Source organism: Pseudomonas sp. B14(2017) (assembly GCF_002113255.1).
Taxonomy (GTDB): domain Bacteria; phylum Pseudomonadota; class Gammaproteobacteria; order Pseudomonadales; family Pseudomonadaceae; genus Aquipseudomonas; species Aquipseudomonas putida_Z.
The window spans coordinates 215050-229604 of record NZ_NEJY01000009.1; the positions used below are offsets into that span (position 1 = coordinate 215050).

The window sequence follows — 14555 nt, forward strand, 5'->3', positions numbered from 1 at the left end:
GTGCGGCCAGGCCAAGCACCATTGGCCGCACTCACTGCGCCAGTGCCTTTACCTGGCGTGTCCTGCACCTTTTTCTCGGTAAGTGACCCGCTATGAGTTCCGCCCTGTCCATCCGACAGCTGACCAAGACCTACGGCAACGGCTTCCAGGCCCTCAAGGGCATCGATCTGGATGTTGCCGAAGGCGACTTCTTCGCCTTGCTCGGCCCCAACGGCGCGGGCAAGTCCACCACCATCGGCATCCTCTCCACTCTGGTCAACAAGACCAGCGGCACGGTCAACGTGTTCGGCCACGACCTGGACCGCGAGCCGTCGGCGCTCAAGCGTTGCCTGGGCGTGGTGCCGCAGGAGTTCAACTTCAACCAGTTCGAGAAAACCTTCGACATCGTCGTGACCCAGGCCGGTTACTACGGCATCCCGCCCAAGGTGGCCAAGGAGCGTGCCGAGCAGTACCTGACCCAGCTCGGCCTGTGGGACAAGCGTGACGTGCAGTCGCGTTCGCTGTCGGGGGGCATGAAGCGCCGCCTGATGATTGCCCGCGCGCTGATCCACGAGCCGCGCCTGCTGATTCTCGACGAGCCCACCGCCGGTGTGGACATCGAACTGCGCCGTTCGATGTGGAGCTTCCTCACCGAGCTGAACCAGAAGGGCATCACCATCATCCTCACCACCCACTACCTGGAAGAGGCCGAGCAGCTGTGCCGTAACATCGGCATCATCGACCACGGCACCATCGTCGAGAACACCAGCATGCGCCAGTTGCTGGGCAAGCTGCATGTCGAAACCTTCGTCCTCGACATCAAGCAGGACCTGGCCACTGCACCGGTGCTGCAGGGCTACCCGTGCCGGCTGCTGACCCCGCACACCCTGGAAGTGCAGGTGGACAAGGACATTGGCATCACTGCGCTGTTCGGCCAGCTGGCGCTGCAGAACATCGAGGTGCAGAGCCTGCGCAACAAGACCAACCGACTCGAGGAGCTGTTCGTGTCCCTGGTGGAAAAAAACCTGTCGAAGGTGGCCGTATGAGTGTGGAACTGCGCACCAACTGGGTCGCCCTGAACACCATCGTCTACCGCGAAGTGCGGCGCTTCCTGCGTATCTGGCCGCAGACCCTGCTGCCGCCGGCGATCACCATGGTCCTGTACTTCGTCATCTTCGGTAACCTGATCGGCCGGCAGATCGGCGACATGGGTGGCTTCACCTACATGGAGTACATCGTGCCGGGGCTGATCATGATGTCGGTGATCACCAACTCCTACGGCAACGTGGTGTCGAGCTTCTTCGGCAGCAAGTTCCAGCGCTCCATCGAAGAGCTGATGGTGTCGCCGGTATCGCCTCACACCATCCTCGTCGGTTACGTGCTGGGTGGCGTGCTGCGTGGCCTGGCGGTGGGCGTGATCGTGACCTTCCTGTCGCTGTTCTTCACCCACTTGCAGGTGCACCACCTGGGCGTGACTGTGGTCGTGGTGCTGCTGACCGCCACCATCTTCTCGCTGCTGGGCTTCGTCAACGCGGTGTTCGCGCGCAACTTCGACGACATCTCGATCATCCCGACCTTCGTGCTTACGCCGCTGACCTACCTGGGCGGGGTGTTCTACTCGATCAACTTGCTGCCGCCGTTCTGGCAGACCGTGTCGTTGGCCAACCCGGTGCTGCACATGGTCAACTCGTTCCGCTACGGCATCCTAGGGGTGTCGGATATCAGCATTGGCACGGCGATTACCTTCATGCTGGTCGCCACCGCGGTGCTCTACCTGGTGTGCGTTCGCCTGCTGGTCAGCGGCCGCGGCATGCGTGCCTGAAGCCTTGCACCGGCATTGGCGCAGACGCCACTGCCGGCCCACCCACCAGCGCCAGTAGAGCATGGTGGTGAAGTAGCCAAGGATGCCCAGCACCACACCGCACACCACCGAGCCGAGCAGGAAGGGTTGCCACAGCGTCGACAGCTGGTCGGTGATCCACTGGAAAGTCAGCTCGTCGGGCAGGGTGCGCGGCGGTACCTGCATCAGCCAGGCGCCGGTCATGTAGGTGACGAAGAACACCGGTGGCATGGTCAGCGGGTTGGTCAGCCATACCAGGCTGACCGCGATCGGCAGGTTGCCGCGCAGCGGAATGGCCAGCGCGGCGGCCAGCAGCATCTGCGCCGGCATCGGAATCAGCGCCGCGAACAGGCCAACGCCCATGGCCCTCGCCACCGAATGGCGGTTCAGGTGCCAGAGGTTCGGGTCATGCAGCAACTTGCCGAAAAAGCGTAAGGACTTGTGTTCCCGAATACTGGTCGGGTCCGGCATGTAGCGTTTGAAAAGTCGGCGCGGCATGTAGGCTCCCGGAGCGTTGATCCGGGCAGTATGCCCTGATTCCCGCTCAGTCTCGTTTAGAGTTTGTGACAATTGTTGAGCAAGCGCTGCCGGCAATTGGGCTATGCCTCAGAGGGTGATTTCGCTTCTGGAGCTCTACTTCATGCGCACAGGGATGTTTGCGCTCGCGCTCGGGCTGCTGTGCCTGGGCTTTCTCCCCGCATTGCCATCGGTCGGATGGCTGGTGCTGCTGGCTGTAGTTGGTGGCCTCGGCCTGTTCACCCGTCTGTGGCCGCTGGGCTGTTTTCTGTTGGGCCTGTGTTGGGCTTGCTGGTCTGCGCAGCAGGCGCTGGATGACCGCCTGGCCCCAGGGCTGGATGGCCGCACCTTGTGGCTTGAGGGCCAGGTGGTCGGCCTGCCGACCCGGACTGCGCAGGGTGTGCGCTTCGAGCTGGACGCGGCCCGCTCGCGGCGGGCAGAACTGCCGCAGCGCCTGCAACTGAGCTGGTTCGACGGCCCGCCGCTGCGCGCGGGCGAGCAGTGGCGGCTGGCGGTGACCTTGCAGCGCCCGGCCGGGCTGCTCAACCCGCATGGGCCGGACCGTGAGGCGCAATTGCTGGCGCGGCGGGTCGGTGCGACCGGTACGGTCAAGGCCGGGCAGTTGCTGGTGCCGGTTGCCGGCGGCTGGCGCGACACGCTGCGCCAGCGCCTGCTGGCAGTCGAGGCCAATGGCCGGCAGGCAGCGTTGGTGGCGCTGGTGCTTGGCGACGGGGCGGGCCTGGCCCGGGAGGACTGGCAAACGTTGCAGGCCACCGGCACGGTGCACCTGCTGGTGATCTCTGGCCAGCACATCGGCCTGGTTGCCGGCTTGCTGTATGGCCTGGTTGCCGGGCTGGCGCGTTGGGGGCTGTGGCCCGCTCGTCTGCCCTGGCTGCCCTGGGCGTGTGGCCTGGCCATGGCTGCGGCACTGGCCTACGGTTGGTTGGCTGGTGGGGGTGTACCGGTGCAGCGTGCCTGCCTGATGCTGGCCGTGATGTTGCTCTGGCGCCTGCGCTTTCGCCACCTTGGTGCGACCTTGCCGTTGCTGCTGGCGCTGGTTGCCGTGCTGCTGGTGGAGCCGTTGGCCGCGCTGCTGCCCGGGTTCTGGCTGTCGTTCGCGGCCGTGGCCACGCTTGGCTATTGCTTCAGTGCACGCCTGGGCGGCTGGCGGCCCTGGCAGGCCTGGACGCGGGCGCAATGGGTGATTGCCATCGGTTTGCTACCGGTGCTGCTGGCTACGGGCTTGCCCGTGAGCCTGAGTGCGCCGCTGGCCAACCTTGTTGCGGTGCCGTGGGTCAGCCTGGCGGTACTGCCGTTGGCGTTGCTGGGGACCTTGCTGCTGCCGCTGGGCGGGGTAGGGCAGGTGCTGTTGTGGCTGGCGGGTGGTCTGCTCGATGTGCTTTTCCGGCTGCTGGAGTTGGTGGCGCAACAGCAGTCGGCGTGGCTGCCAGCAGTTCTGCCGTTGTGGGCCTGGTTGCTGGTGTGCCTGGGTACGTTGCTGGTTTTGATGCCTCGTGGCGTACCGCTGCGCGGGTTGGGTGGCGTGATGCTGCTGGCGCTGTGGGTACCCCGGGAGACGGTGCCGTTCGGCCAGGTCGAGGTCTGGCAGCTGGACGTCGGCCAGGGGCTGGCGGTGCTGTTGCGCACCCGGCATCACGACCTGCTGTACGACGCCGGGCCGGCCAGGGGGGAGAGCGACCTGGGCGAGCGGGTGGTGTTGCCGACCTTGCGCAAGCTGGGGGTGGGCAGCCTGGACCTGATGATGGTCAGCCACGCCCATGCCGACCACGCCGGTGGTGCTGGCGCAATCATGCGTGGCCTGCCGGTCGAACGGGTGATCGGCGGCGAAGTGCTGGATGACATGCAACTGCAGCCTTGTGTCAGTGGCGACCAGTGGACGTGGGATGGCGTGCGCTTTTCGCTGTGGCGCTGGGCTGATGGACAGAGCAGCAATGACCGCTCCTGTGTGTTGCTGGTCGAGGCGCAGGGTGAGCGGTTGTTGCTGGCGGGAGATATGGAAGCCGGTGCCGAACGGGCCTGGCTTGCGGCCACAAAATCGCCGCGGATCGACTGGCTGCAGTCGCCGCACCATGGCAGCCGCAGTTCGTCCAGCGAGGCCTTCATCCGCGCCACGACGCCGCGCGGGGTACTGATTTCGCGCGGGCGCAACAACAGCTTCGGGCACCCGCACGCGCAGGTGGTCGAACGTTATCGGCGGCATGGGGTGGTGATGCATGACACAGCGGAGCAGGGGGCGTTGCGGTTGGTGTTGGGGAGGCAGGGGGAGGTCGAGAGTGTGCGCCGACAGAGGCGTTTCTGGAGGGATGCGGGCGGTGGCTGAGTTGGTCTTTTCGCGGGTAAACCCACACAGGGACGGCGTCGCACTTGAGATCACGCGGTACCTGTGGGAGCGGGCATGCCCGCGAACACCGGCAAAGCCGGTGCCATCCACCGCGTCGTCTTTTTCGCGGGCGCGCCCGCTCCCACAGGTACTGCGCTGGCTTCGAGTTGACGCTGAACCTGTGGGAGCGGGTTCACCCGCGAAAGGGCCAGTTCAGCCACCCGACAGCTCAAGGTAGAAACCGGGTAGGGCAATTCCCTGACCTCCGGCAGATGAGCCCCCGGCGCGCCTATGGTAGAGTGGCGGCCTTTTTCCGAAGGGGCGTTTACTGTGTGGGAATTGGTCAAGTCCGGTGGTTGGATGATGCTGCCGATCATTCTGAGCTCCATCGCTGCCATGGCTATCGTCGTCGAGCGCCTGTGGACCCTGCGCGCCAGCCGCGTCACCCCGCCGCACCTGCTGGGCCAGGTGTGGATGTGGATCAAGGACAAGCAACTGACCAGTGACAAGCTCAAGGCCCTGCGCGCCGATTCGCCACTGGGCGAGATCCTTGCCGCCGGCCTGGCCAACTCGCGCCATGGCCGCGAAATCATGAAGGAATGCATCGAGGAGGCCGCCTCGCGCGTCATCCACGAACTGGAACGCTACATCAGCACCCTCGGCACCATCGCCGCCATGGCCCCGCTGCTGGGCCTGCTGGGCACCGTGCTGGGCATGATCGACATCTTCAGCGCCTTCATGGGCTCGCAGATGACCGCCAACGCCGCAGTGCTGGCCGGTGGTATCTCCAAGGCCCTGGTCACCACTGCGGCCGGCCTGATGGTCGGTATCCCGGCGGTGTTCTTCCACCGTTTCCTGCTGCGCCGCATCGACGAGCTGGTAGTCGGCATGGAACAGGAAGCGATCAAGCTGGTGGAAGTGATCCAGGGCGACCGTGAAGTGGAAGTGGCCGGAGGCAAGGCGTGAAGTTCCGGCGCAATCGCCAGCGGGAGAGCGTCGACATCAACCTGGCGTCGCTGATCGACGTGGTGTTCGTCCTGCTGCTGTTCTTCGTGGTCACCACCACCTTCACCCGCGAGACCCAGCTGCGCGTCGAGCTGCCCGAAGCCGCCAGCGCCGAGCAGGCGCCGCCCGACCAGGGCAAGCTGGTGGAAATCACCATCAGCGCCGAAGGCGTGTACTCGGTGAACAACCACCTGCTGCCCAAGAGCGACCTGGCCACCCTGAGCGAAGCGATCGAGCGTGAGTCGGGCGGCGACAACAAGCTGCCGCTGGCCATCAGCGCCGACGGCAAGACCCCGCACCAGGCTGTGGTCACCGCGATGGATGCCGCCGGCAAGCTCGGTTTCAGCCAGTTGCGCATGACCACCGTCGAGGCGGCCCAGGGCACGCCTTGATGGCCTTCGCCGACCGCCTGCTCGCCGCCTGGTACGCCGGGCACCCGGCCTTGGCGCTGCTGCGCCCGCTGGAGGCACTGTATCGCCGCGTGGTCACGCGCAAGCGGGCGCGTTTTCTCAGTGGCGAAAGTGCCAGCTACCGGGCCCCGGTGCCGGTCATCGTGGTGGGTAACATCACCGTGGGCGGTACCGGCAAGACGCCGATGATCCTCTGGCTGATCGAGCACTGCCGCCAGCAGGGGCTGAAGGTGGGCGTGGTCAGCCGTGGCTATGGCGCCAAACCGCCGCAGCTACCCTGGCGCGTGCAGGCCGACCAGGCTGCCGAGCAGGCCGGCGATGAACCGCTGCTGATCGTGCAGCGCACCGGCGTGCCGCTGATGATCGACCCCGACCGCTCCCGCGCCGTGCAGGCCCTGCTGGCCAGCGAACCCCTCGACCTGATCCTGTGTGACGACGGCATGCAGCACTACCGCCTGGCCCGCGACCTGGAGTTGGTGCTGATCGATGCCGCCCGCGGCCTGGGCAATGCCCGCTGCCTGCCGGCGGGGCCGCTGCGTGAGCCGGCCGAACGCCTGCACGAGGCTGACGCGGTGCTGTTCAACGGTGCCAGCGCAGACCGCGCCGATGGCTTCGGCTTCTGCCTGCAGCCGTCCGCCCTGGTCAACCTGCGCAGCGGCGAGCGCCGCGCGCTCGACCATTTCCCCGCAGGCCAACGCCTGCACGCGGTGGCCGGTATCGGCAACCCGCAACGTTTCTTCAATACCCTGCTGGGGCTAAACTGGCAGCCGGTGCCGCATCCCTTTGCCGACCATGCGCAGTTCAGCGCCCAGAGCCTGGCCTTCAGCCCGCCGCTGCCGCTGGTCATGACCGAAAAGGATGCGGTGAAATGCCGGGCCTTCGCCGCTGACGACTGGTGGTACCTGGCCGTCGAGGCGCAGCCCACGCAGGCTTTCAGCGCCTGGTTCGACAACCAGTTGCAACGCTTGCTGCGCAAGCCCTGAGCCCTTTTTCAATTCCCGGCCACCTGGCCTAAAGGAAGCCTCAAATGGACACCAAACTGCTCGATATCCTGGCCTGCCCGATCACCAAGGGCCCGCTCAAGCTCAGTGCCGACAAGACCGAGCTGATCAGCAAGGGCGCTGGCCTGGCCTACCCGATCCGCGACGGCATCCCGGTCATGCTGGAAAGCGAGGCGCGCACCCTGACTGATGAAGAGCGTCTGGACAAATGAGCCTGGATTTCACCGTGGTGATCCCCGCCCGGCTGCGCTCCACGCGCCTGCCGGGCAAGCCATTGCTGCCGATCGCCGGCAAGCCGATGGTGCAGCATGTGTGGGAACAGGCCCGCAAGAGCGGCGCCAGCCGCGTGGTCATCGCCACCGACGACGCCAGCATCGTAGAGGCCTGCCAGGCCTTCGGCGCCGAAGTGCTGCTGACCCGTGCCGACCATGAGTCCGGCACCGACCGCCTGGCCGAAGTGGCCGTACACCTGGGCCTGTCTGCCGATGCCATCGTGGTCAACGTGCAGGGCGACGAGCCGCTGATCCCGCCGGTGATCATCGACCAGGTGGCAGCCAACCTGGCAGCGCATCCGGAAGCCGGCATCGCCACCCTGGCCGAACCGATCCATGAGCCGGAAACCGTGTTCAACCCCAACGCGGTCAAGGTAATCAGCGACAAGAACGGCCTGGCCCTGACCTTCAGCCGTGCGCCGCTGCCCTGGGCCCGCGATACTTTTGCCAAGGACCGCAACCTGTTGCCGGAAGGCGTGCCGTATCGCCGCCACATCGGCATGTACGCCTACCGCGTCGGCTTCCTGCAGGACTTCGTCAGCTGGGGCCCGTGCTGGCTCGAGCAGACCGAAGCGCTGGAGCAGCTGCGTGCCCTGTGGCATGGCGTACGCATCCACGTCGAAGACGCCATCGAGGCGCCTGCCGTGGGCGTGGATACCCCTGAAGACCTGGAGCGCGTACGGCGCTTGCTGGAGGCCTGATGCGCGTCCTGTTCGTCTGCCTCGGCAATATCTGTCGCTCGCCCACCGCCGAAGGCGTGCTGCGCCATCAATTGCAGGCTGCCGGGCTTGCCGACCGGGTGCATGTGGCCTCGGCCGGCACCGGCGACTGGCACGTCGGCAAGGCGCCTGACAGCCGCACCTGCAAGGCAGCGCTGGCGCGTGGCTATGACCTTTCGCAGCAACGCGCCCAGCAGGTCAAGGCGGCGCACTTTGCCGAATATGACCTGATCCTGGCCATGGACGAGAGCAACCTCGGCCATTTGCGTGCGATGCGCCCGCACACGGCAGTGGGGGAGCTCGACCTGTTCCTGCGCCGCTATGGCGCAGCACTGGATGAAGTGCCAGACCCGTACTACGGCGGCGCCGATGGCTTCGAGCAGGTGCTCGACCTGGTTGAAGCGGCGTGCCAGGCGCTGGTCCTGGAAATCAAGGGGCGGCTATGACAGTGCAGTGGCAGGAGCAGGTATCGCTCAAGCCGTACAACACCTTTGGCATCGACGTGAAGGCGCGGTATTTCACCCAGGCACATGACGACCAGGAGGTGCGCCAGGCGCTGGCCCAGGCGCAGCGAGGCCGCGTGCCGGTGCTGGTGATTGGCGGTGGCAGCAACCTGCTGCTGACCCGCGATATCGATGCGCTGGTGCTGCATATGGCCAGCCGTGGCCGGCGCGTGCTCAGCGACGATGGCGAACGTATCGTGGTCGAGGCCGAAGCCGGGGAGCCGTGGCACCCGTTCGTGCAGTGGGCACTGGCGCAGGGCTATTGCGGGCTGGAGAACCTCAGCCTGATCCCCGGTACCGTGGGCGCCGCACCGATGCAGAACGTCGGTGCCTATGGCGTGGAGATCAAGGATGTGTTCGTCGGTCTGACCGCCCTGGATCGCGAGACCGGGGAGTTGCGTGACTTCGGCCTGGCGGAATGTGCCTTCGGTTATCGCGACAGCCTGTTCAAGCGCAACCCCGGCCGTTGGTTGATCCTGCGTGTGCGCTTTGCCTTGAGCCGAACGCTGCAGGCTCACCTGGATTACGGCCCGGTGCGCCAGCGGTTGGCAGAGCAGGGCGTGACCGAGCCGACCGCGCAGGCGATCAGCGAGGCGATCTGCAGCATTCGCCGCGAGAAGCTGCCAGACCCTGCCGTGCTGGGTAATGCCGGGAGTTTCTTCAAGAACCCGGTTGTCTCGGCGGAACAGGTCGAGGGTATGCGTGCGCAGTACCCAGGGGTGGTGGCTTATCCCCAGGCCGATGGCCAGATGAAGCTGGCGGCTGGCTGGCTGATCGAGCAGGCAGGCTGGAAGGGGCATCGCGAGGGGGATGCCGGGGTGCATCGTTTGCAGTCGTTGGTGTTGGTCAACCATGGCCAGGCGAGCGGGGCGCAGATGCATGCGCTGGCGCGGCGGATCCAGGCCGATATCCTCGAGCGGTTCGGCGTTGAACTGGAGATGGAACCTAATCTCTACTGAATCATTCTCTGGGCGGGTTCTTTCGCGGCTAAGGCCCCTCTCACAGGTACCGCACAGGTTTGTTGTTCGCGCGGTACCTGTGGGGGGATGGTTGCCATTTCGGCCAATTCTCAGCGCGCTACCTAGAGCAGTCTTTTCAGTTTCTTGGTCCACTCGAAGGTGGTTGGTAGCAGCCTATCATCACGTTCCTTCACGCCGTCGCGGTCAACGGCAAAGGAAAAGATGCCTCCCTTGGTTCCCTGGTTTAGTTGCCACTTGGCCTTCTGGTAGGCCAAACTTCCTTCGAACGGCTCCGTCACATCGCCCTTGGGCATGCCGCTGTGTTCCTCATAGAACGTGAAACCAGGCACAAATTTCGATGGAGGGAGAAATCCGTCGAACGCCCGGTCGAATATTGCTTGTGTGCGCTCTGGACGATGACCGTATGCATGTAATAGCAGATAGTCCATGTTCTTCGCCTGTGAGCGAATCAAGGCGACATCGCCTTCCTCGTTGGCGTCGTAGATGAACAGTCGGTCTTTACCAAGCAGGTTTCTCAGCTTTGCTGAAATTGCTTCGGCCTGCTGGCGTTCGTGCTCTGGCAAGGGGTTGAAGGTAGTAATACAAAGGCCATCGAGGCCTTTGGTCCAGCTGAAGAATTTTTCGAAGATACCTTCTGCTGTCGCATCAGGTTTGAGTAGTTCACTGATAGGCAGTGAGCGGACGACCTTGATCTGTTTCTTGTGCAGTGCGGGAATGATCTTTCCTTCGAGTGCCGGCCAGAAACCCGACTCTGAGCCATTGGTACGGAGTAATGCGATGTCTACTTCCTCCGGTAAGTCGCTCATGGATACCTTGTTTTTGAGCGGGTCGTCTGAGATGTCGCGCCAGCAGCGGAAAAAGCACGCCATGATGCCTGATTGACTTTTCATTTACGTCTCCGGTGAATGCTTGATGAAGTGTGCGCTTTAACGCTATCACCGGGCGGAGAACGGCTCATACTGGCAGAATTACTAGGTATCGGGGCATCAAGGAGGCTTTCCGAGCCATGAAAAAGCCCCGCCAGTTCGCACTGGCGGGGCTTTTTCATTCAGCCTTGGCTATCAACCGTGATGAGGCTTTTGCTCATCGCTGGTTTCCAGGGCTGGCTCCTCGGTGGCTGCAGCAGCTTCCTGTGCGGCTTTGGCGGCAGCCTCGGCCTCACGCTTGCGGCGACGCACTTCACGCGGGTCGTTCGGCGCACGGCCGTTGGCCAGCATGACAGTGGCAGGTTCCACCGCCGCAGGGGCTTCGACCGGTGCAGGCTCGACGGCCACTGGGGCAGGCTCGGCCACCACTTCTGGCTGGGCTTCGACAACCGGAGCGGCTTCGACCACGGCCGGGGCCTGCTCGATTTCACCGGCCTCGACGGCAGGCGCTTCTACCGGTGCTTCGGCAACCACTACCGGTTCTGCAGCAGGTGCTTCGTCGACCACTGGCTGCGGAGCGACTTCGACCACTGGCTCGGCAGTTGCCTCGACCACGGCCACAGGCTCGCTGACCGGCTGGTCGACCACCGGGGCCACAGCCACTTCTTCAGCCTCGGCAGCAGCTTCGACCTTCTCGGCCTGCTCGACCGGCTGGGCGACTTCGCTGTTGTCGGTTTCCGCTACGGCGGCGACTTCGGTGGTGGCAAGCTCGGCCTGCTGGTTGGCCTGGGCTTCGGCGTCGGCACTGATGTTGCTGCTGGCGACAGCGGCAGTCACGGCCAGGCCGGCAGCCAGCTCGGCACCCAGCTCGGTGGCCTGGTGCGGTTGTGGCTGCTCTTCGCTGCCTTCTTCCTCGCTGCCATCGATCAGCTCGCCGTTGGCGTTGCGCTGACGCTCACGACGGTTGCTGCGACGACGCTGGCCACGGGAACGGCGGCGCGGGCGCTCGCCATCGGTGCCTTCCTGTTCGTCCTGCAGCAGCTCTTCGTTCGGCAGTTGCTCTTCGGCCAGCTCGGCAGCCTGCTCGGCGGCTTCTTCGGCTACGCGTGGCTGACGCTCTTCGCGTGGTGGGCGAGGGGCACGTTCTTCGCGTGGAGCACGTTCTTCACGAGGTGCGCGCTCTTCACGCGGAGCACGTTCTTCACGCGGAGCACGCTCCTCACGCGGAGCACGCTCCTCACGCGGAGCACGCTCCTCACGCGGTGCGCGTTCTTCACGCGGTGCGCGTTCTTCACGTGGAGCACGCTCCTCACGTGGGGCGCGTTCCTCGCGAGGTGCACGCTCTTCACGCGGGGCACGTTCTTCGCGTGGGGCACGTTCTTCACGGGCTACACGTTCCTCGCGCGGCTGACGTTCCTCACGCTCGGCAGGGGTGGCGTCCAGTGGCTCACGCAGTTCGCGCACGCGCTCTTCGCCACGGTTGCCGCGGCGGTCTTCGCGCGGCTGGCGTGGAGCACGCTCTTCGCGTGGAGCACGTTCTTCACGCGGTGCACGCTCTTCGCGTGGGGCGCGTTCTTCACGTGGAGCACGCTCTTCGCGCGGGGCACGTTCTTCACGAGGTGCACGCTCGGCACGCTCTTCACGCGGCTTGCGCTCTTCGTCGCGGCGGCCGTTGCGGTTGCGGCTCTGCTGGCGGCCGTTGCGGCGTTCTTCGTTGCGTGGGCTGCGCTCGGCTGCCGGCTTCTCGGCGGCAGTGACAACCGGCGCTGCGGCAGGCTCTTCCTTGCCGGCGAACAGGCTTACCAGCGATTTCACCAGGCCCTTGAACAGGCTTGGCTCTGGGGCGACCGGGGCTGGGGCGACCGGTGCGGCAGGCTGCGGCTCTTCCACAGTGGCCGGTACCGGCGCGTTGGCGCGGGCCGGGGCGGTCTTGACCGCGGCTTCCTGGCGAACCAGGGTGCGAGTGGCGGTCGGCTGCGGCGCTTCTTCGGCTTCGGCGGCGGCGATCTCGTAGCTGGACTGGTTGCTCAGCACTTCCGGGTTGTCGTCGCGCAGGCGCTGGACTTCGAAGTGCGGGGTTTCCAGGTGATCGTTCGGCAGGATGATGATGCGCGCACGGGTACGCAGTTCGATCTTGGTGATCGAGTTGCGTTTCTCGTTGAGCAGGAAGGCAGCCACCGGGATCGGCACCTGGGCGCGAACTTCGGCGGTGCGGTCCTTCAGGGCCTCTTCTTCGATCAGGCGCAGGATGGCCAGCGACAGCGATTCGACGTCACGGATGATGCCGGTGCCGGAGCAGCGTGGGCAGACGATGCCGCTGCTTTCGCCCAGCGAAGGGCGCAGGCGCTGACGGGACATTTCCAGCAGGCCGAAGCGCGAGATGCGGCCGACCTGAACGCGGGCGCGGTCGGCTTCCAGGCACTCGCGAACACGTTCTTCGACGGCGCGCTGGTTTTTCGCCGGGGTCATGTCGATGAAGTCGATGACGATCAGGCCGCCGATGTCACGCAGGCGCAGCTGGCGGGCGATTTCCTCGGCCGCTTCCAGGTTGGTCTGCAGGGCGGTTTCTTCGATGTCGCTGCCTTTGGTGGCGCGCGCCGAGTTGATGTCGATGGACACCAGGGCTTCGGTCGGGTCGATCACGATCGAACCGCCGGACGGCAGGTCGACCACGCGCTGGAAGGCGGTCTCGATCTGGCTTTCGATCTGGAAGCGGTTGAACAGCGGCACGCTGTCTTCGTACAGCTTCACCTTGCTGGCGTACTGCGGCATCACCTGGCGGATGAAGGTCAGGGCTTCTTCCTGGGCATCGATGCTGTCGATCAGCACTTCGCCGATGTCCTGGCGCAGGTAGTCGCGGATGGCGCGGATGATGACGTTGCTTTCCTGGTAGATCAGGAATGGCGCGGCGCGGTCCTGGGACGCTTCCTTGATGGCGGTCCACAGTTGCAGCAGGTAGTCGAGGTCCCACTGCATTTCTTCGCTGCTGCGGCCAAGGCCGGCAGTGCGCACGATCAGGCCCATGTCGCCCGGCACGGTCAGGCCGTTCAGGGCTTCACGCAGTTCGTTGCGCTCTTCGCCTTCGATGCGGCGGGAGATGCCACCGGCGCGCGGGTTGTTCGGCATCAGCACCAGGTAGCGGCCGGCCAGGCTGATGAAGGTGGTGAGGGCGGCGCCTTTGTTGCCACGCTCTTCCTTCTCGACCTGGACGATGACTTCCTGGCCTTCGCTCAGTACTTCCTTGATGTTGACCCGCCCTTCGGGGGCTTTCTTGAAGTATTCGCGGGAGATTTCTTTCAGCGGCAGGAAGCCGTGACGTTCGGAACCGAAGTCGACGAAGGCGGCTTCGAGGCTGGGTTCGATGCGGGTGATCTTGCCTTTGTAGATGTTGGCCTTTTTCTGCTCGCGCGCGCCGGACTCGATGTCCAGGTCGTAGAGACGTTGGCCGTCCACCAGGGCTACACGCAACTCTTCGGGTTGAGTCGCGTTAATCAGCATTCTTTTCATGTTGTACCGTCGGTTTCCGGGCTGCCGGAAACGGCGTTCGGCACACACGACGTCTCATGGTCGGTGCCAAGGTGCGCAAAGGGTGGCCGGGCCACCCCCGTGTCGAGCGACGTTCGGCACCAGCCGGTTGCCCAGCCTGCCGTTGTCGCGACGACGCGTCCTGTTTGCTGCGGTGCCAACAAGGCCCCGGTGGCTTCGAATTGGAATCCGAATCAACCAAGCGGGCCTTGTGCACTCAGTCAGGAGGAGGAATCAACCGTCAGCCGTGGACGCCCGGAGGCATCTGTTCAGGACCTTATCCGCTCGCCAGCCGTTCAGTGGGCTGGTGGGCCGGACGCGGTGCTACACGGTCCGAGGGCTGTGCATCTCCACCCTGCACGTATCCCTGATAATTCGGGTGCTGCCGCGCGCTGAATCCGCAACGGGTTGCATTTTTCGCCAGCGCAGGTTCTGCGCTGGCGCCATTCATGTCCAAGGCAGGTATTTCCGAAGCATTCGCCGGGCGTTGCGTGGAAGCGACGGGGCGGGCAGAGGTGCAGCGAAAAGAATCGGGTAAGCAGGTGAAACACCGCACTTGTCGTTTTTTTTCGGTCTTCTCTACACAGCGCTGGTGGCG

12 protein-coding genes and 1 pseudogene are annotated in these 14555 nt (G+C 64.9%); 10 read left to right on the top strand and 3 right to left on the bottom strand.

Annotation, left to right across the window (positions count from 1 at the left end; all coding sequences use genetic code 11):
• The first annotated feature begins 92 nt into the window (after nt 1-92).
• Both CAG34_RS11755 and CAG34_RS11760 read left to right on the top strand, forming a co-directional pair.
• On the top strand, nt 93-1025 hold the full coding sequence (locus CAG34_RS11755) for an ABC transporter ATP-binding protein (RefSeq protein ID WP_046617069.1): 933 nt from the start codon (nt 93-95) through the stop codon (nt 1023-1025).
• Nucleotides 1022-1801, top strand: coding sequence for an ABC transporter permease (locus CAG34_RS11760; RefSeq protein ID WP_003260104.1), 780 nt, complete (start codon nt 1022-1024; stop codon nt 1799-1801). The genes CAG34_RS11755 and CAG34_RS11760 overlap by 4 nt, the downstream gene beginning before the upstream one ends.
• Nucleotides 1802-1810: 9 nt before the next feature.
• Here CAG34_RS11760 and CAG34_RS11765 read toward each other — a convergent pair.
• Nucleotides 1811-2317: pseudogene (locus CAG34_RS11765) on the bottom strand (DUF2062 domain-containing protein); the annotation flags it as partial.
• A 142-nt stretch (nt 2318-2459) separates the two neighbouring features.
• On the opposite strand from CAG34_RS11765, the gene CAG34_RS11770 reads away from it, so the two are divergent.
• From CAG34_RS11770 to murB, 8 genes are all read left to right on the top strand, one after another.
• Nucleotides 2460-4676 (top strand): DNA internalization-related competence protein ComEC/Rec2, encoded by a 2217-nt coding sequence (locus CAG34_RS11770; RefSeq protein WP_085590125.1) that lies wholly within the window; start codon nt 2460-2462, stop codon nt 4674-4676.
• Between the two features lie 330 nt (nt 4677-5006).
• Entirely contained in the window at nt 5007-5642 is a 636-nt protein-coding gene (locus CAG34_RS11775; protein ID WP_016391244.1) for a MotA/TolQ/ExbB proton channel family protein, read from the top strand.
• Entirely contained in the window at nt 5639-6073 is a 435-nt protein-coding gene (locus tag CAG34_RS11780; protein WP_025338207.1) for a biopolymer transporter ExbD, read from the top strand. The genes CAG34_RS11775 and CAG34_RS11780 overlap by 4 nt, the downstream gene beginning before the upstream one ends.
• Nucleotides 6073-7074 (top strand): tetraacyldisaccharide 4'-kinase, encoded by a 1002-nt coding sequence (gene lpxK, locus CAG34_RS11785; protein ID WP_085590127.1) that lies wholly within the window; start codon nt 6073-6075, stop codon nt 7072-7074. The genes CAG34_RS11780 and lpxK overlap by 1 nt, the downstream gene beginning before the upstream one ends.
• Nucleotides 7075-7118: 44 nt before the next feature.
• The gene (locus tag CAG34_RS11790) at nt 7119-7304 is read left to right on the top strand and encodes a Trm112 family protein (RefSeq protein ID WP_011532874.1); all 186 of its coding nucleotides are present in this window, start codon (nt 7119-7121) and stop codon (nt 7302-7304) included.
• Nucleotides 7301-8065 carry a 3-deoxy-manno-octulosonate cytidylyltransferase gene (gene kdsB, locus CAG34_RS11795; RefSeq protein WP_085590129.1) on the top strand — a complete coding sequence of 255 codons (765 nt, stop codon included), beginning with the start codon at nt 7301-7303 and terminating at the stop codon, nt 8063-8065. The genes CAG34_RS11790 and kdsB overlap by 4 nt, the downstream gene beginning before the upstream one ends.
• Complete coding sequence (locus CAG34_RS11800; RefSeq protein ID WP_003259973.1) at nt 8065-8529, top strand: low molecular weight protein-tyrosine-phosphatase; 465 nt, start codon at nt 8065-8067, stop codon at nt 8527-8529. Before kdsB ends, CAG34_RS11800 begins: the two co-directional genes overlap by 1 nt.
• Nucleotides 8526-9545 (top strand): UDP-N-acetylmuramate dehydrogenase, encoded by a 1020-nt coding sequence (murB, locus tag CAG34_RS11805; RefSeq protein WP_085590131.1) that lies wholly within the window; start codon nt 8526-8528, stop codon nt 9543-9545. The genes CAG34_RS11800 and murB overlap by 4 nt, the downstream gene beginning before the upstream one ends.
• A 122-nt stretch (nt 9546-9667) precedes the next feature.
• On the opposite strand, the gene CAG34_RS11810 is transcribed toward murB, so the two are convergent.
• Both CAG34_RS11810 and rne read right to left on the bottom strand, forming a co-directional pair.
• Complete coding sequence (locus CAG34_RS11810; RefSeq protein WP_085590133.1) at nt 9668-10456, bottom strand: hypothetical protein; 789 nt, start codon at nt 10454-10456, stop codon at nt 9668-9670.
• 171 nt (nt 10457-10627) lie between these two features.
• Complete coding sequence (rne, locus tag CAG34_RS11815) at nt 10628-13939, bottom strand: ribonuclease E (RefSeq protein ID WP_085590135.1); 3312 nt, start codon at nt 13937-13939, stop codon at nt 10628-10630.
• Between the last annotated feature and the right edge of the window lie 616 nt (nt 13940-14555).

Bases quoted from the DNA above. Each gene is read 5' to 3' on its own strand.
- CAG34_RS11755 (WP_046617069.1), top strand. From the start codon at position 93: ATGAGTTCCGCCCTGTCCATCCGACAGCTGACCAAGACCTACGGCAAC.
- CAG34_RS11760 (WP_003260104.1), top strand. From the start codon at position 1,022: ATGAGTGTGGAACTGCGCACCAACTGGGTCGCCCTGAACACCATCGTC.
- CAG34_RS11770 (WP_085590125.1), top strand. From the start codon at position 2,460: ATGCGCACAGGGATGTTTGCGCTCGCGCTCGGGCTGCTGTGCCTGGGC.
- lpxK (WP_085590127.1), top strand. From the start codon at position 6,073: ATGGCCTTCGCCGACCGCCTGCTCGCCGCCTGGTACGCCGGGCACCCG.
- murB (WP_085590131.1), top strand. From the start codon at position 8,526: ATGACAGTGCAGTGGCAGGAGCAGGTATCGCTCAAGCCGTACAACACC.
- rne (WP_085590135.1), bottom strand. From the start codon at position 13,939: ATGAAAAGAATGCTGATTAACGCGACTCAACCCGAAGAGTTGCGTGTA.
- kdsB (WP_085590129.1), top strand. From the start codon at position 7,301: ATGAGCCTGGATTTCACCGTGGTGATCCCCGCCCGGCTGCGCTCCACG.
- CAG34_RS11810 (WP_085590133.1), bottom strand. From the start codon at position 10,456: ATGAAAAGTCAATCAGGCATCATGGCGTGCTTTTTCCGCTGCTGGCGC.
- CAG34_RS11800 (WP_003259973.1), top strand. From the start codon at position 8,065: ATGCGCGTCCTGTTCGTCTGCCTCGGCAATATCTGTCGCTCGCCCACC.
- CAG34_RS11790 (WP_011532874.1), top strand. From the start codon at position 7,119: ATGGACACCAAACTGCTCGATATCCTGGCCTGCCCGATCACCAAGGGC.